The organism is Pseudomonas sp. KCJK9058 (assembly GCF_046230975.1).
GTDB lineage: Bacteria > Pseudomonadota > Gammaproteobacteria > Pseudomonadales > Pseudomonadaceae > Aquipseudomonas > Aquipseudomonas alloputida.
This window is the reverse complement of record NZ_JBJJLR010000015.1, coordinates 46,365-67,085: the sequence shown is the minus strand read 5'-3', so window position 1 is coordinate 67,085 and position 20,721 is coordinate 46,365. Positions and strand designations below refer to the sequence as shown.

18 protein-coding genes, 1 tRNA gene and 1 pseudogene are annotated in these 20,721 nt (G+C 63.0%); 8 read left to right on the top strand and 12 right to left on the bottom strand.

Going from position 1 to position 20,721, the window contains the following annotated elements; all coding sequences use genetic code 11:
- Nucleotides 1–47: 47 nt before the first annotated feature.
- The gene (locus ACK59Z_RS11055; protein ID WP_003248759.1) at nt 48–1,976 is read right to left on the bottom strand and encodes an ATP-binding cassette domain-containing protein; all 1,929 of its coding nucleotides are present in this window, start codon (nt 1,974–1,976) and stop codon (nt 48–50) included.
- A 220-nt stretch (nt 1,977–2,196) separates the two neighbouring features.
- On the opposite strand from ACK59Z_RS11055, the gene ACK59Z_RS11050 reads away from it, so the two are divergent.
- Nucleotides 2,197–4,122 carry a transglycosylase SLT domain-containing protein gene (locus ACK59Z_RS11050; RefSeq protein WP_003248757.1) on the top strand — a complete coding sequence of 642 codons (1,926 nt, stop codon included), beginning with the start codon at nt 2,197–2,199 and terminating at the stop codon, nt 4,120–4,122.
- A gap of 111 nt (nt 4,123–4,233) precedes the next feature.
- Here ACK59Z_RS11050 and ACK59Z_RS11045 read toward each other — a convergent pair whose 3' ends face one another.
- The gene (locus ACK59Z_RS11045) at nt 4,234–5,037 is read right to left on the bottom strand and encodes an MOSC domain-containing protein (RefSeq protein ID WP_014859340.1); all 804 of its coding nucleotides are present in this window, start codon (nt 5,035–5,037) and stop codon (nt 4,234–4,236) included.
- 55 nt (nt 5,038–5,092) lie between these two features.
- On the bottom strand, nt 5,093–6,028 hold the full coding sequence (locus ACK59Z_RS11040) for a chemotaxis protein CheV (RefSeq protein WP_003248753.1): 936 nt from the start codon (nt 6,026–6,028) through the stop codon (nt 5,093–5,095).
- Between the two features lie 351 nt (nt 6,029–6,379).
- On the opposite strand from ACK59Z_RS11040, the gene ACK59Z_RS11035 reads away from it, so the two are divergent.
- The 3 genes from ACK59Z_RS11035 to ACK59Z_RS11025 all read left to right on the top strand — a co-directional run bounded on the left by ACK59Z_RS11035 (nt 6,380) and on the right by ACK59Z_RS11025 (nt 8,801).
- Entirely contained in the window at nt 6,380–6,889 is a 510-nt protein-coding gene (locus tag ACK59Z_RS11035) for a hypothetical protein (protein ID WP_003248752.1), read from the top strand.
- Between the two features lie 366 nt (nt 6,890–7,255).
- Nucleotides 7,256–8,152 (top strand): sensor histidine kinase, encoded by an 897-nt coding sequence (locus ACK59Z_RS11030; protein WP_014859338.1) that lies wholly within the window; start codon nt 7,256–7,258, stop codon nt 8,150–8,152.
- Nucleotides 8,142–8,801, top strand: coding sequence for a response regulator transcription factor (locus ACK59Z_RS11025; RefSeq protein ID WP_003248748.1), 660 nt, complete (start codon nt 8,142–8,144; stop codon nt 8,799–8,801). Before ACK59Z_RS11030 ends, ACK59Z_RS11025 begins: the two co-directional genes overlap by 11 nt.
- Here ACK59Z_RS11025 and yegS read toward each other — a convergent pair.
- On the bottom strand, nt 8,785–9,672 hold the full coding sequence (gene yegS / locus ACK59Z_RS11020) for a lipid kinase YegS (RefSeq protein ID WP_003248746.1): 888 nt from the start codon (nt 9,670–9,672) through the stop codon (nt 8,785–8,787). The two genes, ACK59Z_RS11025 and yegS, sit on opposite strands and share 17 nt — an antisense overlap.
- A 256-nt stretch (nt 9,673–9,928) precedes the next feature.
- On the opposite strand from yegS, the gene ACK59Z_RS11015 reads away from it, so the two are divergent.
- Entirely contained in the window at nt 9,929–11,176 is a 1,248-nt protein-coding gene (locus ACK59Z_RS11015) for a glycosyltransferase family 4 protein (RefSeq protein ID WP_108079064.1), read from the top strand.
- On the opposite strand, the gene glp is transcribed toward ACK59Z_RS11015, so the two are convergent.
- Together glp and moaB are read right to left on the bottom strand one after the other, a co-directional pair.
- Nucleotides 11,165–12,391: a gephyrin-like molybdotransferase Glp gene (gene glp / locus ACK59Z_RS11010; protein ID WP_003248742.1), complete on the bottom strand. Its 1,227-nt coding sequence runs from the start codon at nt 12,389–12,391 to the stop codon at nt 11,165–11,167. The two genes, ACK59Z_RS11015 and glp, sit on opposite strands and share 12 nt — an antisense overlap.
- On the bottom strand, nt 12,375–12,914 hold the full coding sequence (gene moaB / locus ACK59Z_RS11005) for a molybdenum cofactor biosynthesis protein B (protein ID WP_003248741.1): 540 nt from the start codon (nt 12,912–12,914) through the stop codon (nt 12,375–12,377). The genes glp and moaB overlap by 17 nt, the downstream gene beginning before the upstream one ends.
- Nucleotides 12,915–13,101: 187 nt before the next feature.
- On the opposite strand from moaB, the gene ACK59Z_RS11000 reads away from it, so the two are divergent.
- Both ACK59Z_RS11000 and ACK59Z_RS10995 read left to right on the top strand, forming a co-directional pair.
- Nucleotides 13,102–13,323 (top strand): YgdI/YgdR family lipoprotein, encoded by a 222-nt coding sequence (locus ACK59Z_RS11000; RefSeq protein WP_003248738.1) that lies wholly within the window; start codon nt 13,102–13,104, stop codon nt 13,321–13,323.
- 80 nt (nt 13,324–13,403) lie between these two features.
- A tRNA-Pro gene (locus ACK59Z_RS10995) sits at nt 13,404–13,480 on the top strand.
- Nucleotides 13,481–13,587: 107 nt separating this feature from the next.
- Here ACK59Z_RS10995 and ACK59Z_RS10990 read toward each other — a convergent pair.
- From ACK59Z_RS10990 to ACK59Z_RS10980, 3 genes and pseudogenes are all read right to left on the bottom strand, one after another.
- On the bottom strand, nt 13,588–14,292 hold the full coding sequence (locus tag ACK59Z_RS10990) for a methyl-accepting chemotaxis protein (protein WP_409293002.1): 705 nt from the start codon (nt 14,290–14,292) through the stop codon (nt 13,588–13,590).
- Nucleotides 14,293–14,520: 228 nt separating this feature from the next.
- A pseudogene (locus ACK59Z_RS10985) lies at nt 14,521–14,631 on the bottom strand (hypothetical protein); the annotation flags it as partial.
- A 744-nt stretch (nt 14,632–15,375) separates the two neighbouring features.
- Nucleotides 15,376–17,139: an ABC transporter transmembrane domain-containing protein gene (locus ACK59Z_RS10980; protein ID WP_047604622.1), complete on the bottom strand. Its 1,764-nt coding sequence runs from the start codon at nt 17,137–17,139 to the stop codon at nt 15,376–15,378.
- A gap of 210 nt (nt 17,140–17,349) precedes the next feature.
- On the opposite strand from ACK59Z_RS10980, the gene ACK59Z_RS10975 reads away from it, so the two are divergent.
- Nucleotides 17,350–17,523, top strand: a complete 174-nt coding sequence (locus ACK59Z_RS10975; RefSeq protein ID WP_003248731.1) for a PA1571 family protein — start codon at nt 17,350–17,352, stop codon at nt 17,521–17,523.
- A 114-nt stretch (nt 17,524–17,637) separates the two neighbouring features.
- Here the strand turns inward: ACK59Z_RS10975 and pdxB are convergent, their stop codons facing one another.
- From pdxB to rlmM, 3 genes are all read right to left on the bottom strand, one after another.
- Nucleotides 17,638–18,780, bottom strand: a complete 1,143-nt coding sequence (gene pdxB / locus ACK59Z_RS10970; RefSeq protein ID WP_108190602.1) for a 4-phosphoerythronate dehydrogenase PdxB — start codon at nt 18,778–18,780, stop codon at nt 17,638–17,640.
- A gap of 60 nt (nt 18,781–18,840) precedes the next feature.
- Nucleotides 18,841–19,083, bottom strand: a complete 243-nt coding sequence (gene tusA / locus ACK59Z_RS10965; RefSeq protein ID WP_003248727.1) for a sulfurtransferase TusA — start codon at nt 19,081–19,083, stop codon at nt 18,841–18,843.
- Between the two features lie 457 nt (nt 19,084–19,540).
- Nucleotides 19,541–20,605 carry a 23S rRNA (cytidine(2498)-2'-O)-methyltransferase RlmM gene (gene rlmM / locus ACK59Z_RS10960; RefSeq protein WP_003248725.1) on the bottom strand — a complete coding sequence of 355 codons (1,065 nt, stop codon included), beginning with the start codon at nt 20,603–20,605 and terminating at the stop codon, nt 19,541–19,543.
- Between the last annotated feature and the right edge of the window lie 116 nt (nt 20,606–20,721).

The following is a 20,721-nucleotide window of genomic DNA, read 5'->3' as shown; positions in this document are numbered from 1 at the left end:
GCAGGTGCGGCTTTACCCGCGAAGAGGCCGGAACAGGCTAACGCCAATCAGCCTTCCAGCTCAGCCCAGCGCTCCACCAATACATCCAGCTCGCCCTGCAGCTTCTCGATCCGTGCCAGCACCGCCGAAGTTTCTGCAATCGGCCGCTGATAGAAGCCCGCCGCATTCACTTCTTCCTGGGCTTCAGCCATACGCTGCTCCAGCTCATCGATCTGCCCCGGCAGCATCTCCAGCTCACGCTGCAGCTTGTAGCTCAGCTTCTTCTTCGAAGCATCTTCCACCACCGGCGCCGCAACAGGCTCAGGCTTGGCCTCGACCTTCTCCACTACCGCGCTGTTGAGCGCAGACTTACCGCCCTTGCTCTCGGTCACACCCAGCAGCTTCGGCGAGCCGCCCTGGCGAATCCAGTCCTCGTAACCGCCCACATACTCACGCACCTTGCCCTCGCCTTCGAACACCAGGGTGCTGGTCACGACGTTGTCGAGGAAGGCCCGGTCGTGGCTGACCATCAGCACGGTGCCCTTGTAGTTGGACAGCACCTCTTCCAGCAGCTCGAGGGTTTCCACGTCCAGGTCGTTGGTCGGTTCGTCGAGTACCAGCAGGTTGGCCGGCTTGCTGAACAGCTTGGCCAGCAGCAACCGTGCACGCTCACCACCCGACAACGCCTTGACCGGCGTACGCGCGCGCTGGGGGCTGAACAGGAAGTCGCCCAGGTAGCTCAGCACGTGGCGGTTCTGGCCATCGATCTCGATGAAATCACGACCTTCGGCCAGGTTGTCGATTACGGTCTTTTCCAGGTCGAGCTGGTGGCGCATCTGGTCGAAATAGGCCACCTCAAGCTTGGTGCCGCGCTCCACTTTGCCCGCAGTGGGCTCAAGGTCGCCCAGCATCATCTTGAGCAACGTGGTCTTGCCAGTGCCGTTTGCGCCCAGCAGACCGATGCGATCCTGCCGCTGCAGGACCATGGAAAAGTCCTTGACCAGCAGGGGGCCGTCCGCATGATGGAAGCTGACATTTTCCAGCACCATCACCTGCTTGCCGGATTTGTCCGCGGCTTCGATCTGGATGTTGGCCTTGCCCTGTCGTTCACGGCGCTCGCCACGCTCCACACGCAGGGCCTTCAGTGCACGCACGCGGCCTTCGTTGCGGGTACGGCGGGCCTTGATACCCTGGCGGATCCACACTTCTTCCTGGGCCAGGCGCTTGTCGAACAGCGCGTTGGCGGTTTCTTCGGCGGCCAGTGCGGCCTCCTTGTGCACCAGGAAGCTGGCGTAGTCACCGTTCCAGTCGATCAGGCCGCCGCGGTCCAGTTCGAGGATACGGGTGGCCAGGTTCTGCAGGAACGAACGGTCGTGGGTGATGAACAATACCGCGCCGTTGAAGCCACGCAGGGCCTCTTCGAGCCAGGCAATGGCACCGATGTCCAGGTGGTTGGTCGGTTCGTCGAGCAGCAGCAGGTCGGGCTCGGACACCAGCGCCTGGGCCAGCAGTACGCGGCGGCGCCAGCCACCGGACAGCTCGGCCAGGGTCTTGTCGGCCGGCAGCTGCAGGCGGCTGAGTGTGCTTTCCACCACCTGTTGCAGGCGCCAGCCGTCGCGGGCCTCCAGCTCGTGCTGGACGTGCATGAGTTTTTCCAGGTCTTCATCGCCCTGGATGTTCATGCTCAGGTGGTGGAACTGCGCCAGCAATTCGCCCACGCCGTCCAGACCAGCGGCTACCACGTCGAACACCGTGCGCTCGTCGGCCACCGGCAGTTCCTGTGGCAACTCACCGATCTTCAGGCCAGGCGCACGCCAGATTTCACCGTCGTCGCCCTTCTGCTCGCCCTTGACCAGGCGCAGCATGCTCGACTTGCCGGTGCCGTTGCGGCCGATGATGCACACCCGCTCGCCACGAGCGATCTGCCAGGACACTTTGTCCAGCAGCGGCATGGCGCCGAATGCGAGGGACACATCGCTGAATTTGAGCAGGGTCATGTTCGTCTCCATAAATCGGGCGCGCATTCTACCTGACTTGGCCTTCGACGGCATCCGCCAGGCCAACCGGTGAGCACCTGGTGACATCTGGTCGAACTTAATATCCCGATACAAGCACAGTGCTTTCACCCACTGCCGGCAAACAGCTAAGCTAAGGCAATAGCTTTCAATAGTGCTGGCTCCGCCGACACTTCCCATGGTTCAACTGCCCGGACGTATCATGCGCAGCCGCCTGTTACATATCGCATCCTGCCTGCTGCTTACCGCTGCCACCTGCGCAGCGCAGGCCACCGACCTGACCCTGCAACGCCAGTACTATGACGAGGCCAAGCGAGCGCTGGCCAAAGGCGACAAAGGCCCGTACCTGCGCTATGCCCAGGCCTTGAGCGACTACCCGCTGACGCCCTACCTGGTCTACGACGAACTCACCGCCCGCCTGAAGAGTGCCAGCAACCAGGAAATCGAAGGTTTCCTTGCCAAGCATGGCGACCTGCCCCAGGCCAACTGGATGAAACTGCGCTGGTTGCGCTGGCTGGCAGAACGCGGCGAGTGGGATACCTTCGTCAAGTACTACGACCCCAAGCTCAACTTCACCGAACTGGACTGCCTCAACGGCCAATACCAGCTCAGCCACGGCCTGCGCGCCGAAGGTTACGCCACCGCCGACAAGCTGTGGAGCGTCGGCAAATCGCAACCTGCCGCCTGCGACACACTGTTCGGCATGTGGGCAGCCGAAGGCCAACTGACCGAGGCCAAGCGCTGGGAACGCACCAAGCTGGCCGCCCAGGCGCGCAACTACGGCCTGGCCAACACCCTGGTCAAGACCCTGACCACCCTCGGCCCGCAGGGGCGCCTGCTGATCGACGTCGCGCAGAAGCCCGAGCTGCTCAACCAGCCGTCGCGCTTTACCCCGGTCAACGAGGCCATGTCCGACGTGGTCAGCCTCGGCCTTCGTCGCCTGGCCCGGCAGGACCCGGAGCGGGCCATGGCGCTGCTCGACGATTACGCCCAGCGCATGCACTTCTCGCGTGACGAAAAGGTGGCCATCGCCCGCGAAATCGGCCTGACCCTCGCACGCCGCTACGACCCACGTGCGCTCGACCTGATGACCCGCTATGACCCCGAGCTGCGTGACAACACTGTCAGCGAATGGCGCCTTCGCCTGCTGCTGCGCCTGGGCCGCTGGGAGGACGCCTACGAGCTGACCAAACGCCTTCCCCAGGACCTGGCCAGCACCAGCCGCTGGAAGTACTGGCAGGCTCGCAGCCTGGAGCTGGCACAGCCAAACAACCCGCAGATCCCGCTGCTTTACAAGACCGCAGCGCGTGAGCGTGACTTCTATGGCTTCCTCGCCGCCGATCGGGCACAGACACCCTACCAGCTGAACAACAAGCCGCTGCTGCTGAGCCCACAACTGGTCAAGAAGGTCCGCAACACGCCCGGCATCCAGCGCGCACTGGAATTCCACGCCCGCGGCCAGATCGTCGACGGCCGCCGTGAGTGGTACCACGTCAGCCGCCACTTCACCCGTGACGAAATGGTTGCGCAGGCACGCCTGGGTTATGAGCTGCGCTGGTACTTCCCAGCCATCCGCACCATCAGCCAGGCCCAGTACTGGGACGACCTGGACATCCGCTTTCCCATGGCCCACCGCGACACGCTGGTGCGTGAAGCCAAGGTTCGCGGCCTGCATTCGAGCTGGGTATTCGCCATCACTCGCCAGGAAAGCGCCTTTATGGAGGACGCACGCTCACCCGTGGGCGCCAGCGGCTTGATGCAACTGATGCCGGCCACGGCCAAAGAAACCGCACGCAAGTTCAGCATCCCGCTGGCCTCACCGGCGCAAGTGCTGAACCCGGACAAGAACATCCAGCTGGGTGCGGCCTACCTGAGCCAGGTACACAGCCAGTTCAACGGCAACCGGGTGCTGGCTTCGGCAGCCTACAACGCCGGCCCCGGGCGCGTGCGACAGTGGCTCAAAGGGGCCAAGCACCTGAGCTTCGATGTGTGGGTGGAGTCGATCCCGTTCGACGAAACACGCCAGTATGTTCAGAACGTGCTGTCGTATTCGGTGATCTACGGGCAGAAGCTGAATTCACCGCAGCCACTGGTGGATTGGCATGAACGGTATTTCGATGACATGTGATTGCTGTTGAGCCTGTACCGGCCTCTTCGCGGGTGAACCCGCGCCTACAAGGGTTACGCGGTCGTTGTAGGAGCGGGTTCACCCGCGAAGAGGCCGGCACAGGCAACACACCTATTCCAGGATTTCTACTTCCATCCCCACCTCCAGCCACCCACTGCCATCCACAGCCAGGTTCTGGCCGAACAGTACGTCGCCTTCTTTTTCGCGGAAAGTCTTCAGCGTAGCCATCGGCTCACGGTCAGCGCTGCGCTCCCCGGTAGCCGGATCGATGGTCGTGAAGATGCACCGCACACTGGGCTTGAGCACGCGAAACACCAAGCTGCCGATACGAATCCGCTTCCAGGCATCCTCGGCAAACGGCTCCGCACCCTGCACCACCAGGTTGGGCCGAAAGCGCCGCATCGACATGGGCCGGCCAATACGCCGGTTAAGCTCGTCCAGCGAGCCCTGCCCAATCAGCAGCAAGGGGAAGCCATCCGGAAACGCCGCACGGTCACTGTTGAAGCCGTAACCATTGGGCAGGTAACGCGCACGCTGCTCCGGGCAATGCACCAGGCGTACGGCTTTGCCCAGCAACTCACTCAACCAGGCCGCTGCGGCATCGCCAGCGTCCGGCACACGCAGGGTATCGCGCCAGATCGTCACGCCGCGAAGGGCGTCATCGGCAGGCGGTACAGGCACCCGCAACGGCGCCTGTCCAGGGGCTTGCAGCAGCAACTGGCCGCTGTCGTCATCGCTCGCGTCGATCTGGCCAAGTTGTGGCCAGGCACGCTGGGTCAGGAAGCGTCCGTTTTCTTCCTCGACCACCATCCAGCGCCGGTCGCCTTGCAACCCCAGCAACCCCACCGGTGATGCCTTCAGGCTTTGCGCCTGCCCCGACTTCACCGGGTATCGATACAACTCACTGAGAAACATCCCTGCTGCCTCGCTTCATGCCAAAAGCCAAGCTTATACCTGGCCGGCACAACGTTCACGCGGCGGTGGTATCCAGCAGCAGGCGCTGCTTGACCACATCGACCAGGCGATCAGGCTGGAACTTGGAAAGGAAGTTGTCACAGCCCACCTTCTTCACCATGGACTCGTTGAAACTGCCCGACAGCGAAGTGTGCAGCACCACATAGAGCTGGCGCAGACGGGCATCGCTGCGGATCTCGGTGGTCAGCCGATAGCCGTCCATTTCCGGCATTTCTGCATCGGTGAACACCATCAGCAGCTTTTCGCACACGTCCTCGCCGGCGTCGGCCCAGCCCTTGAGCATGCGCAGCGCCTTCAGGCCATCACTGGCCACGTGCAGCTTCATGCCCAACTGAGACAGGGTATCGCGCAATTGCGCCAAGGCCACACTGGAGTCGTCCACCAGCAGCACTTCGCGGCCGCGGGCCCGGGCCAGCACTGGGTCGGCGAGCTTGTCGCCAGAAACCCGGGCGTTGTAGGGCACGATTTCGGCCAGCACCTTTTCCACGTCGATCACTTCCACCAGCTTCTCATCAACCTTGGTGATGGCAGTCAGGTAGTGCTGGCGACCGGCACTGGAAGGCGGCGGCATGATCGACTCCCAGTTCATGTTGACGATGCGGTCGACACCGCCCACCAGGAAGGCCTGCACCGAGCGGTTGTATTCGGTGACGATGATGGTGCTGTCCGGCCCCGGCTGTAGCGGGCGCATACCGATCGCCTGAGACAGGTCGATCACCGGCAGGGTCTGCCCACGCAGGTTGACCACACCACAGACATAGGCGTGGCGCTGGGGCATCAGGGTCAGCTTGGGCAGTTGCAGTACTTCCTGCACCTTGAACACGTTGATCGCGAACAGCTGGCGACCGGCCAGACGAAACATCAGAATTTCCAGGCGGTTCTCACCCACCAGTTGCGTGCGTTGGTCTACCGTGTCGAGAATGCCAGCCATTGGAAAGCCCCCAGGCTTGAGTCTTAAAAGGTGAAATCATCTACCCTGTATCGGCGGCTTCACGCACACCTTGACCCCTGCGGGAAAATGCCGCGCAGATAATTGATATCACTTTACCATCATGCTTTACTGCCGACACGCCAGGGCAAATCAGGGGCACGACAAAAGTTCCCTACCCTAGCCCTTGATCAGGGAAACCCTTAGCGGCAATCGGGTGCAACCTGATGTTCGCGATATCCTTTAGCCATTAATGTGACGCCATTCTCATTGCATGAATGGAGTCAGGCTTTTGCTAGCTATCGTTTCGGCGTGCCCGCCCCCTGCGCCTACCCCACGCGCGGGGACTTGATGATGGACACTGCCTTATCGTTCGATGACGCCCTGCAGGGCTTCCTGCTGGATGCCCAGGTACTGCTGACCCAGGCCCAGGAATGCCTGCAGCATCTGGAGCTTATAGACAATGACCCGGATGCCTGCAGTTGCCTGAACAACACCCTCGACACTATCGCCCGTCAAGCTACGCGCCTGGGCCTGCGTGAAGTTGCCCACTACACCACCGCCCTGCAACAGTTGCTCGCCCCGGCCTGTCACGGTGGTTGCCTGCAGCGTGAAGCCCTACCCGCCATAGGGGCATGCCTGACCTTGCTGGCCTGGCAGTTGGAGCTGGTCGATAGCCGTACAGGGCGGCTGAACCTGGACATCGGCGAGCAACTGGTGCTGCTGGGTGAATTGGCCAAAGTCGTACAAGCACCCTTTGCGCCAGCCTGCGCGTCCTGCGATGAAGAAGGCAGCGCGTGCATTCACCCGCACAGTGACGTGGCAACCGGCAACCGCCCCAGCCGCTCTAATCGCATGCATTAACCTGACGCAAAGTGCAACTAAGCAACTTGATTGAAACCCGACCATGGTCGAACTTGGAAAGTTCACCAGGCTTTCGGTGCATGCCGTTGAATCATTGCCGCGCTAGTTACAGCACAAGTGGGTACAGCGCGATTAAAGGGTGGCACTTTGCTACCCGAAAAGGCCCGACCAGTAGGCGTTTCAACGCGTTACACGGCCGCGACCAATGCAATGCAAAGTGATAATATGCGCCCCCACAAACGCTTGCTGCCGGAACAACGGTGGCAAGAATGCGTGTTCGAAAAAACATCGAAAGTACTGCGCCAAAGCCTCTGACCAGCATTGTGCAAGGCCTCCATCAGCAATACTTCAGTGGCCTCCCTACCTATGTTTCCACGCTTGAAGACTTCTTTGCATTGCTGCTCCCGCGCCGCCGTGCTGCGTTGGGCAACGGTCGGGCTTTGCGTGGCCTCACTGGTTGCCAACATGGCGCTGTACCTGGCCAACCAGACAATCCCGGCCACCCTGCTGGTGCTGCAGTTGGTCGCCACGCTGGGTGCTGTTGTACAACTGGGCCTGAGCGCCAGGTCGATCCACCTGCGCCCGGCCGAGCTGGCCGAGCGCATGCTCAAGGTGCAAGAAGACGAGCGTCAGCATCTGAGCCGGGAACTGCACGACGACATCGGCCAACTGCTCACCGCTGCCAAGCTGCAACTGCAGTGGCTGCAACGGCGCATGCCCGAAGACTTGCAGGGGCACTGCGAGGCCCTGCGCAGCACGCTGGATGACACCCTCGGTAACGTGCGCGATGTTTCCGCGCTGCTCAACCCCCGGCAGTTGGCCAGCCTTGGCCTGGAGGCCAGCCTGCGCGCGCACCTGGTACGCACCCTGGCCAGCAGCGGCGTGCACTGGAGCCTGGCGTGCAACCAGCGCCTGGGCGGCATCGACGAAGCCGTGGCCATGGCGGTGTTCCGTATTACCCAGGAGGCAGTGACCAACATGCTGCGCCACGCCCAGGCACACAACCTGGTCATCCGCCTGCAACGCACCCCTGAGGGGCTGGCGTTGTCGATCCACGACGATGGTCGTGGTTTCGCCCCTGCCCGGCACCCGGCCGAGGCCGGTCAGCGCGGCTTGGCCGGCATGCAGGAGCGGGTAATCGCGCTGCAGGGCAGCCTCGACATCACCAGTCAGCCTGGCCGAGGCACACAGATCGAAGCGATGTTCCCGTGGTCCCCGCGCACTCAGCAACGCGCCAGGAGTATTACCAACCATGACCTGTAGACTACTGCTGGTAGATGACCACTCGCTGATCCGCGCCGGGGTGCGTGCACTGGTCTGCGATATCCCCGGCTATGACGTGGTCGGCGAAGCCGACGACGGCAGCCAGCTACTCGACCAGGTACGCACACTGGCGCCCGACATCATCTTGCTGGACATCTCCATGCGTTCGACCAGCGGCCTGGACGCCCTCACCCAACTGCGGGCCAGCGGCAGTACCTGCAAAGTGCTGATCCTGTCCATGCACACCGACCCGGACCTGATCATGCGGGCCTTGGAAAGCGGTGCCCACGGCTACCTGCTCAAGGACACCAGCGCCACCGAGCTGGAACAGGCGCTGGGTGCCGTACGCCACGGTGAGCGCTACCTCAGCCCGGCCATCGCCCACACCGTCATCAACCAGGCGCTGCGGCACACCAAACTAGGCAAGCAAAGCGCTGGCGAACGGCATAATCTGACTTCACGGCAGCTTGAGATCCTCCGCCTGATCGTGCGCGGCAAGTCCACCCGGGAAATCGCGGCAGGCCTGGGCCTGTCGATCAAGACCGTGGAAACTCACCGCTCGCAAATCATGAAGCGCCTGCAGATTCACGACGTGGCCGGCTTGGTGCTGTTCGCCGTACGCGAAAAAATCATCAGCCTGGATGACTGAGCAACGGTGACCCGGCCGGCAGGTGCAGGTGCAACGCCGCCGGCCTTGCCTGAAAGCGCAGGTTGGCAGCTTGCAACGGCTCGCCATCGAGGTTGATGTCCAACCCTTGCGAACTCTTGATCTCGACCCATGGCAGCCTGGCCCGAACGAACAGGCCGTCACCGCCCAACAGGTCCCGCAGAGCCCCCACCACTTCCTGTGGTGCAGGCAGAATAGCGACGTCAAGCAAACCGTCGTTGACCATGGCTTCGGGGCACAGCACCTGCCCACCCCCAGCCTGTCGGCCATTGCCGATACCCAGCGCCAGCAAATCCCCTTGCCAGTGGAAGCCTGGCCCTTGTAGCTCTACCGAAGCCGCCTGTAGCTCACTGAAGCGGGATAACCCGGTGAACAGGTAGGCGGCAGCGCCCAGCACTTTCTTGAGGTCTTCGGAGGTATTGGCGGTGACCTGGCTGCCAAAGCCACCCGTGGCCATGTTGAGGAACAACTGATCGCCAGCCTGCCCCAAGTCTATTGGTTGTGGCGCGATATTCAGCAAGGCCAGCGCCGACGCTGGCTCCAGGGGGATGCCAGCGGCTTTGGCGAAATCGTTGGCCGTCCCCAATGGCAACAAGGTCAGGCTGGCGTTGGTAGCAGCCAAGCCCATGGCCTCGGCCACATCCCGCAACGTGCCGTCCCCGCCACCGGCGACGATATGGCTGTAACCCGCCGCCAGTGCCTCGGCGACCAGCCGTTGGGCGTCGCCCGCCTCCCAGGTAACCCGTACATCCAGCACCCAGCCGCTATCGCGCAGGTCGCGCACGGCGCTGCGCACGTCTTCGTTCATCGCCTGCTTGCCGTGCAGCACCAACATTGCCTTGCGCCCTTGCATGTGCGCGTCTCCGTAAAGTGGACCACCCCCTATCTCGACCACTGGCCCACCCGGATCGTTGCATGCCCTGGAAAAAACAGTGTGCCGGCGCCAGGCCTGCAACTGGTCACGTCGCCGGTCATTTTTTCCACACCTGACAATCCCGGCTATGCTCAGCAAATACCCCTATTGCCATGGACGCGCCCGGCAGTGGCTCCCCCACTGCTGCCAACGGGCGCGTTTTGCTATCTGCAGCCTTTCGCGAGGACTTCGGGTCATGCGCATTCTCTGGACACTGCCCTACCTGCCTTGGCCGACCACCAGCGGCCACAAGACCCGGCAATACCATCTGCTGCGCGCACTGGCCCAGCGCGGTCATCGGATTACCCTGCTGGTGCAGTCGAAGATCCCTCTCTGCGACGCAGCACGTGAGGCCCTTGAGCCCCTACTCGAACGCCTGATCGTGCTACCCCGCAGGCCGCTGCACAGCCCACTCAACCTGCTGGCTTCACCCATCATCGACTACCCCATGCGGGCAATCATCAATGGCCTGGCGCCTTGCCTGCGGCACCGGTTCGAGCAACTGCTGGACGAACCCTGGGACGTGATCCAGATTGAGCACAGTTACAGCTTCCAGCCGTTCGAAAAAGCCCTGCAGGCTCGCAGGCTGCCCTACATGCTTAGTGAGCACACCCTGGAGTCGGTAATGGGCAGCGCCTGCCACGATCGCCTGCCGCTGTGGCTGCGCCCGCTCAACGCCTTCGACCGCTGGCGCTACCGGCGCTGGGAGCACCGTGTGCTGCGCCAGCCCACCGAACTGGTGGCTGTCAGCGCCCATGATGCCGAGCTGATCGCGCAGATCAGTGGGCGCCCGGTGAATGTGGTGGTTAACGGCGTGGACTGTGATTTCTACCAGCAGGTGCAACCTGCGCTGCACAGCCAGCGTCTGTTGTTCGTCGGCAATTTCGAATATGGCGCCAATCTGGAGGCCATCGAATGGGCTCTGGACGACATCATGCCGAAGGTGTGGATGAGCAACCCGGCGGTGCGCCTGGCGATTGCCGGGCACGCCATGCCGGCCAACTGGAAGCTTCACTGGAACGACCCACGCATTGAATGGTTTGGCTACCGCCCCGACCTGCGTGAACTGCAACGACGTTCAGCCCTGTTCTTTGCCCCCCTGCGCTATGCCGGTGGCTCGAAGGTGAAAATCCTCGAAGCGATGGCCGCCGGCTTACCCGTGATCACCACCGACAAGGGCGTTTCAGGCCTGACCGTGAACAACGGCGAACACTACTTGGGCAGTGACGACGGTGATCAACTGGCATTGCTGATCACCCAGCTGCTCAATCAGCCCTGGCGCATGAGCCAGTTGAGCGCCGCCGGGCGCCAGTTTGCCCGCCAGCGCCACGACTGGAGCGTGGCTGCCCAACAACTGGAGAATGTGCACATACGCCTGACCCAGGCGGCACCGGCCGAGGCCGCGCCGCTGGCCAGTGCCTGGCTGGGCCGCTCAGCCAAGTAGCTCGCTGAAGGGGATGAATGGCACGATGTCGCCCTGCTTCGGCGTGCTGCCTTCACGCACTTCCACCAGGCCCTCCGCCCAGGCTGCGCTGCGCAGCACACCCGAGCTCTGGTTCTTGTAGATGCGCACTCGGCCCTGTTCGATGCGCGCGCGCAGGTATTCGCGACGCGTACCCGGCTTGGGCCAGTCAAACCCTGCCGGCATGTCGAACCGCAACGGCGTGACGTCAATCACACCCTGACGACGCAGCAGGTAGGGCCTGGTCAGCAGACCGAAGGTGACCAAGGTCGAGGCGGGGTTGCCCGGCAAGCCAATCACCGGCACGCCCTGGAAGTGGCCGAAGGTCAGCGGCTTGCCCGGTTTGATCGCCAGCTTCCACAACGCCAGTTCGCCGGCCTCGCGCAGGGCGGCACCGAGGTAGTCGGCCTCGCCCACCGAGACGCCTCCGGTGGACAGAATCAGGTCTACGCCACCCAGTTCAGCCAGGCAGGCGCGAGTGCGGGCCAGGTCATCCGGCAGGATGCCGGCATCGACCACTTCGCAACCCAGCCGCTGCAACCAGCTGACCAGCAGCCTGCGGTTGCTGTTGTAGATCTGCCCAGGCCCGAGCGGCAGGCCTGGCTCGACCAGTTCGTCGCCGGTGGACAGCACCGCCACTTTTACCTTGCGCACCACGTCCAGACGGCCATGCCCCAAGGTCGCCGCCAGGCCCAGTTCGATCGGCCCAAGGCGGGTGCCGGCGCTCATCACCTGCTCGCCCTTGCGGGTCTCCTGACCTTGAGGGCGTATGTTCTGCTCGGTGCGCAACGCTTCGAGAAAGCGCACCCGGCCATCTTCGAGTACTTCGGTGTTTTCCTGCATCTCGACGCAGTCGGCCCCCTCCGGCACAGGCGCGCCGGTGAAGATCCGTGCGCAGGTACCCGGTTGCAGCGGCTGGGGCGCATGGCCGGCGAAAATACGCTGGCTGACCGGCAGCGGCTGGCCCTGCCAATCAGCCAGGCGCAAGGCATAACCGTCCATGGCGCTGTTCGGCCAAGGCGGCAGGTCGAGGGAGGCCACCAGGTCAGTGGCCAGCACGCGGCCTTCGGCTTCGGCCAGCGGCAGGTTTTCGGTCTCGCGGATCGGTGCAGCTTCGGCCAGCGCCAGCAGTTGCTCCAGCGCCTGTTCCACCGGCATCAGCGGCCGGGCCTGGCTGACCTCAGCCACGGCTGTCACAGGCCGCTGCCTGCTTCAGGTGCGCCACGAAGTTGCACGGGCGATGACGGGCATCAAGCTGCTCGGCCAGGATGCCATCCCAACCGGTGCGCACAGCGTTGGTCGAGCCCGGCAGGCAGCACACCAGCGTGCCGTTGGCCAGCCCGGCCAAGGCACGCGACTGCACGGTGGAGGTGCCAATGTCGGCCACGGAAATCTGCCGGAACAACTCACCAAAACCGTCTACTTGCTTGTCCAGCAGGCAGGCCACCGCCTCGGGGGTGCTGTCGCGGCCAGTAAACCCGGTACCGCCAGTAATCAGCACCACTTGCACGCTGTCATCGGCGATCCAGGTGGCAACCTGGGCTCGGATCTTGTACAGGTCATCCTTGAGCAGCACGCGCTCGGCAAGGCGGTGACCGGCGGCGCTCAGGCGGTCGACGAACATCTGGCCAGAGGTGTCGGTGTCGAAGGTACGGGTGTCGCTGACCGTGAGTACGGCGATGCTTAGCGCCACGAAGGGGGTATCTGCCTTGGCTTTCATGGGTGTCCGTCACAACAGGATGAGATGGACGCAGTTATATCACAGCGCACCTTTTCCAGCGTTGCCCCCCTCAGCCTTGCCTTGGGTCAAGAGAACGAATTAATCGCTATGCTGCACTTGGAGTGAACTTGCACTAACGTCCTGCGTCATAAAAGTCATCTAGCACCATCGCACTTGGAGAAACACGATGATCAAACGGACCCTACCCGCCTTCCTGCTTGCCTTGGGTTTGGGCGCCCTTGCTGGCTGCTCGACCCCAACCGTCATTACCCTGAACGATGGCCGGGAGATCCAGGCAACCGACAAACCGTCCTACGACGAAGACTCTGGCTTCTATGAATTCGAGCAACTCGACGGCAAGCGCACGCGCCTGAACAAGGACCAGATCCGCACCGTCAAAGAGCTCTGATCAAGGCCCCGTTCAGGCCATGGCCCTTTAAACAACAAGGGCTTGCGGGCAAAAACGGGATGCAGTAGGATTTTGGTCATCGGAGTGTAGCGCAGCCAGGTAGCGCGTCTCGTTCGGGACGAGAAGGCCGCAGGTTCGAATCCTGTCTCTCCGACCAAATCCTTGTCAAAAAGCCCGCCTTGCGCGGGCTTTTTGTTGTGTGCGAAAAATACGTCAGTGCGCCGCTTCAGCCTCCAGGGGCACATGCAACCCCTGCAGACCGAGTCAGGCGGTCAGCCGGGAGGTGACTTCGCCCAACTGCCCTGACAAACCATGCAGGCGCTGCCCCGCCTGCTCGGTATGCTGCACCGCTTCCTGGTTGGCCGTGGCAATCCGGGTAATTTCGATCAGGTTGCGCGAGATATCTTCGGCCACGCTGGTCTGCTCCTCGGCCGCTGTGGCGATCTGTCGGTTCATGTCGCGGATCGCCTCCACCGCCTGGGTGATACGTTGCAGCATCTGCCCGGCCTGCTCGACCTGCTCAGCCCCTTCCTGGCTACGTTGCTGGCCACTTTCGATGGCCTTGACCGCCTCCACAGCCCCCGACTGTACCGCTTCGATGATCTGGTGAATTTCTGCAATCGACGCTGCCGTGCGCTGGGCCAGGCTGCGCACTTCATCGGCGACCACCGCAAAACCACGCCCGGCTTCGCCCGCACGGGCCGCTTCGATGGCCGCGTTAAGCGCCAGCAGGTTGGTCTGCTCAGCAATGCCGCGGATCACTTCCAGCACTTTGCCTATCCGTGTGCTGTCATGCTCCAGGTCGCGAATTACCGACGCCGTGCCGGCAATTTCGCGGTTGACCAACCCGATGATGTCGATGGTCTGCTGCATCACCTGCTCACCCGCCTGGGCGCTGTGGTCGGCGTCATTGGCCGCGCGGGCAGCCTCGGCGGCGTGGCGAGCGACCTCTTGGGCAGTGGCGGACATTTCGTGCATGGCCGTGGCCACCTGGTCGGTACGCTGGAACTGGTCATGAGTACCGCGGGCCATTTCACCGGCAATACTGCGCAACTGGCCGCTGGCACCTTCCAGCTCCTGAGCGTTGTCCTGCAGCCGGCCGACAGTATCGGCAAGGAAGTCACGCAGGGTGTTGGCCGCCCGCGCCAGGCGCCCCAGCTCATCCTCCCGACGGCTGTCGACCCGGGCAGCAAAGCAGCCCTGGCTGAGCTGCGCGACGTACTCGATCAACTGGCGGATCGGCTCGATCAGGCTACGGTTGACCAGCCACAGGCTGAGCAGCCCCACCAGCACCGCAGAAGCCAGCATCACCAGCAGGCCCAACCATACCGTGCGCTCGGCACTGGCATTGATGCTGGCTGCACGCTGGCGGGCATCGGCGCGCAGTTGCTCGACCAGTTCGCTCATTTGCTCACTGGCGGCACGGTCCACGCCTTTGACCGCCCGGTCGCCCGCTACCGGGTCACCGCCTGCCGCCAGGAAGGCCTGACGGCCTTGCGCATAGGCCTGGCCCAACTGGCGATGGCTGTCGCGCAATTGCTGCAGCGACGGCTTGAGCCTGGCATCGCTGTTGTCGATCAATTGCCCGAGCAGTTGTTGAACTTGCTGTTCTCGGGCCTGGAACTGCTGCCAGTACTTGTCCATTTCCGCAGGCTGGCGGCCGCGCAACAGCACGTTCTTCCATTCCTGCACCTGGATCTTGAACTGCAGGTTGGCTTCGTCAATCAATTGCGAGGCCCGCAGCGGCCCGTCGACCAGCTCGGCGTAGCCCCGCACGCTGGACGACAGGAACTGGAAACACACCAGGGCGATCAGCAGCATCGCCAGCACACTGCCGCCGAGCAGCGAGAGAATTTGCACTCTGAGGGATTTACGCAACATCGAGGGTCTCGGAACCAGAGGGAGTAGGCTGAGGCCGCTGTGCAGCCTCATTACTGGCAGGCCAAAAAAAAGCTGCCATCACGCAATGGCAGCCAGGTCGAGCACTTACGCAACAGTTGAAGCAAATCTTCTCAGGCAATTACTACAGAAATGTTACAAAGCCACGACACGCTAGCCCGTTGTGAACTGCAGCGCTGCCAGCCGCGCATACAGCGGGCTGTCCTCGATCAACTGACGGTGGGTGCCCACCGCCACCAGCCGGCCTTGGTCGATGACCGCGATGCGCTCGGCATGCTGTACCGTGGCCAGGCGATGGGCGATCACCAGCGTGGTACGGCCGGCCATCAGGCTGGGCAGCGCTTGCTGGATCAAGTATTCGCTTTGTGCATCCAGGGCACTGGTGGCTTCGTCCAGCAACAGGATCGGCGCATCGACCAGCAAGGCCCGGGCAATCGCCAGGCGCTGGCGTTGCCCGCCGGAAAGGCCGATGCCGCCCTCCCCCAGTTGTGTCTGGTAGCCTTGGGGCAGTTGCCGGATGAATTCGTCGGCATGGGCGCCGCGGGCTGCTGCTTCGACTTCAGCCAAGGTCGCCTCGGGCCGGCCATAACGAATGTTGGCCTCCACCGTGCCACGGAACAGCGAGGGGTTTTGTGCCACCAAAGCGAACTGCCGGCGTAGCTGGTCGGGATCACATGCGGTAACCGGCTGGCCATCGAGCAGGATGCGCCCTTGTTGGGGGTCGTAAAAGCGCAGCAACAGATCGAACAGGGTCGACTTGCCTGCCCCGGAAGGGCCAACCAGGGCGACGGTCTGCCCGGGTTCGATGGTCAGGCTCAGGCCGTCGACAGCTGCCACCGTGGGCCGTGAAGGGTAAGCGAACACGACCTGTTGCAGTTCGATATGCCCGCTGGCCCGCGGCTGCGGCAGCACCTGAGCCACGTCGGGGGGCAGGATGGCACTTCGCGCTGCCAACAGTTCGGCAATGCGCTCGGCGGCACCCGCGGCCCGTTGCAGTTCGCCGATCACCTCACTGAGGGTACCGAAGGCACTGCCGACGATCAGGCTGTAGAACACGAATGCAGCCAGCTCGCCTGCGGATATACGCCCGGCGATCACATCCATGCCGCCGACCCACAGCATCACCCCCACCGCCCCCAACACCAGCACGATCACCAGGGTTATCAGCCAGGCACGCTGTGTAATCCGCTTGCGGGCAACAGTAAACGCTGCTTCGACCGTATCGGCGAACAGTTCGCGGTCGTGCGCCTGGTGGTTGTAGGCCTGCACGGTCTTGATCTGCCCCAGCGTTTCAGCCACGTAGCTGCCCACATCGGCGACCCTGTCCTGGCTCTGCCGCGACAGGCTGCGCACCCGACGGCCGAACAACAGGATCGGTGCCAACACCAGCGGCAGCGTTACCACCACGATGCTGGTGAGCTTGGGGTTGGTGATGAACAGCAATACCACACCGCCAATGACCATCAGCGCGTTGCGCAGGAACATCGACAGCGATGAACCGATCACTGATTGCAGCAAGGTGGTGTCCGCAGTCAGCCGAGACTGGATCTCGGAGCTGCGGTTGTCCTCGAAAAAACCTGGGTGCAGGCCGATCAGGTGATCGAAGACCGCACGACGGATATCGGCCACACAACGCTCGCCAATCCACGACACCAGATAGAAACGGCTGAAGGTACCCACCGCCAGCGCCAGCACCAGCAGCAGGAACAGCCCGATGGTCTGATTGAGCTGGTGCGCGGAGCGGGTCATGAAGCCTTGATCCACCAGCAGGCGGATGCCTTGGCCCATCGACAGGGTGATGCCAGCGGTGACTACCAGCGCCAGCAATGCCAATAGCACCTGACGGCGATAAGGGCGAACAAACTGCCAAGCCAGGCGCAAGGCACGGCGTTGGCGCGGGGAAACCGATTCGGGCATGGCGACGACCACAAAGGGTGGGGAAGCGGCAGCCTACCACTCATCCCGGTCGGGAGACTGCATGAAGGTTGCTATAACGCATCGATCTAACCAGCTTATGGAGCTTTCACAGGGTTTCTGCTGGACTGTTGCTGCCGTGACCCGGAAGCTGTCACAGGCCAGTCACGGCGCAGGGCTACCCTGAGCTTGAACCTGAAGAGGAGACAGTGCATGAGCTTGCAGCATGGCAGTGATAACCAGAAGCCCCAAACCTCCCCGCAACCGCAAGTATGCGGTTCGATCATCGACGCCAAGGGGCGCGAAGTGCCGATCACCGAGCAGATGATCCAGCAGGCCTGCAAGGCCCTGGAAGAAAGCCGTGTCGAGCGCGTACGCAAAGGTTGATCGGCGAATTCTTTGCAACCCGGCGCTTGCGCCGGGTTTTTATTGGCCCAGCCAGTGGGCTTGGCCGCCCCCACAGGTAACCGCACCTACCTGCAAGATCAAGGCAAGGCGTGCTTAGACCAACACCCCACCCAGGGCACTGACCAACTGCGCCAACTGCGGCGCCTCCCCGTGCAAACGCACGGCCAGCCCCTCGATCTCGCGCCTTGGCGGGTATTGCTTGCGCAACTGGTCGAACGCTGCTCGCTGTTGCTGCGGATCATCGCTGAGGCTACGGCGGAAATCGGCATCATCACGGCGCGGGTCATACACGGCGCGACACAGGGTGGCCAAGGCCCAGGACAGGTCGGTGCTGGCATCCAGGTCGATCTGCGCCAGCGGTGGCTTGGGCAGCAGCTCGGCCAGTCGCACCTGCTCGTTCACACCCAGGTAGCGGCAAAGCGCCTGGTAGATCTGCGCCGTGCCACGCTGGCGGCCATCGAGGCTATAGCCGGCAATGTGCGGCGTAGCGAGGGTGCACAGGTCGGCCAACGTCAGGTCGACCTGCGGCTCCCCTTCCCACACATCCAGCACCGCGTGCACGTCTTCACGGTCCAGCAGCAGCTCGCGCAGGGCCACATTGTCTACCACCGGGCCACGGCTGGCGTTTACCAGCCAGGCACCCGGGCGCAACTGTGCCAGCTGCGCCTGCCCCAGCAGGTGCCAGGTCGGGTGCTGGCCGCCGCGTTGCAACGGGGTATGCAAGCTGATCACATCGCACTGCTGCAGGATGGTTTCGAGGCTGACGTAGTCGCCGCCCTCCGCGGCCTGACGCAACGGGTCGCACACCAGCACCTTCCAGCCCAGGCCATGCAGCACCCGCACGAGGCGGCCACCCACTTCACCCGCGCCCACAACGCCATACACGCGCTCAGGCAATGCCACGCCATCCAGTTCGGCCAGGGTCAGCAGGCTGCCCAGCACGTAATCGACCACGCCGCGGGCATTGCAGCCAGGTGCGCTGCTCCAGCGGATGCCAGCTTCTGCAAAGTAGTCCAGGTCCAGGTGATCAGTGCCGATGGTGCACGTGCCGACAAAGCGTACACGGCTGCCTTCGAGCAACTGACGGTCGACCTTGGTCACCGAGCGCACCAGCAGGATATCGGCGTCCTTGACGCTGGCAGCATCGAGGCTTCGGCCGGGGTAGCGGCGAATTTCACCGAAACCCTGGAAGAAGGCATCGAGCAGCGGGATGTTCTCGTCGGCAACTATCAGCATGGCGCTCTCCTGTCTGGGGAGCGCAGTGTAGGCGCAACGCCGGGCGTGTTCCAGAGCGATTCAGTCGGCTTTCTTGCGGATCCAGTACAGGAAAGTGCCGGCGTCCTCTTGTTGCTGCAGCAGCTCGTGGCCGAGGAAGTTGCAGAACTTGGGGATGTCGCGGCGGGTCGACGGGTCGGTGGCGATGACCTTGAGCAGGCCGCCGGCGGCCAGGTTGCGTACGTGCTGGTGCAGCATCATCACGGGTTCCGGGCAGTTCAGGCCGGTGGCATCGAGGATGGCGTCGGGGGTGAAATCGGTCATGGGGGGCTCCGAAAATGATCGCTATTGTCGCGCATCGCGCGACGCGGTCCAAGCACGGCTTTCAAACCCAGCGCTGAGTCAGGACAGACGAATTTGCTTCTTGGATGTCGGCATTTAGATTGAGCAGGTATTCGTTCACGCAGGTGGCGCATAGTCACCTTTCCGCCCTTACGGCGGGTCCCTTTTTGTCGTGGCAAAAAGGAACCAAAAACCGTCGGCTCCCATCATCCGGCCCCTGCGCTTCGCTCCGGGGTCCCCTCGCTCCGGGCTTGCTCCCGGGAGGACCGCGCTGCAGGCCCCATCCTGGGGCCCAGCGCTTGACGGGCATCCATGCCCGTCACCTCCCTTCGCAAGCCCTGCACTCGGCCTCCTGAAGTCGCAATCTGCGTCGCCTGAACTATCGCGCGCTTAGAAGCAACAGCAAAAGCAGACGCAGAAACAGAACGACGTGCTGGCCTCAGCGGGGCTTCAAGTCGAGCCGCCGCAGGTGGCAGGTTACTTCTTCACGGTCGTGGTACAGCTGCTTGCAGGCAATCGACACCTTGATCTTGCGTGCCTTGAATGTTGCCTCCATACGGTCGAGCAGGCGCCGTACTTCGGCATAACGCTGCTTCATCGGCAACTTCAGGTTGACCACCGCCTCGCGGCACAGCCCCTCACCCAGCCAGGTTTCAATCAGCGAGGTGGTACGCGCCGGCTTCTCGACGATATCGCACACCATCCAGTCTACCGGCTGCTTCGGCTGCCAGGTAAAGCCATCGGCCATCAAGTGCTGGACCAGGCCGGTGTCCATCAGGCTTTCGGCCATCGGCCCGTTGTCGATGGCCGTCACCAGCATGCCACGGCGCACCAGCTGGTAGGTCCAGCCACCCGGTGAGGCTCCCAGGTCGACGCCGGTCATGTCATCCCCCAGGCGCTGCTCCCACTGCTCACGCGGAATGAACTGGTGCCAGGCTTCTTCCAGCTTGAGTGTCGAACGGCTAGGTGCCTCGCGAGGGAACTTCAGGCGCGGGATGCCCATGGGCCACAAGGCGCTGTTGCTGGCCGATGCAACGCCGACAAATACCCGGCGGCCGCTGATGAAGGTCAGCAGCAAGCGTGGGCGACCGGGGTCGTCGACCAGGCGGCCGGCCTTCTCCAGGGCCTTGCGCAACGGCACTTCGAACTTTCGGCAAAAAGTGGACAATTCCTTGCCTTCGTTGCTGTCCAGCACCTCCAGCCAAAGGCTACCGAACACCGGGAAGTCAGCCAGCTGCGCCAGCAGTACGCTGATGCGGTCACTTTCCGGCAGTTCAACGTAACCGCCACGTGCCCACTGCCGCGGGAAAATCAGCTGGTTGAAACGCAGTTCCCCCATCAAGCGCTCGGCACCGCCCTCCTCGCTACAGACAAACTCGGCACTGGCACTTTGCGGCTTGCCTTTGGCATAGCCTGCAACACCAAGGCGGGCGGCATGTTCGCTGATTTCGGCGCAAACCTCGCCCTCGAAACCGGGCCGGCAATGCATGAACAGGGTATTCATCTCTCACTCCACGACGGCTGGCGCACCACAGGCGCCGGCAGGGCGGCGATGATAAAGGAAGTTCGGAACCTGCGACACGCCCCGCCGGTCCAGAAAAGGGTCAGGTAGCGTAAACC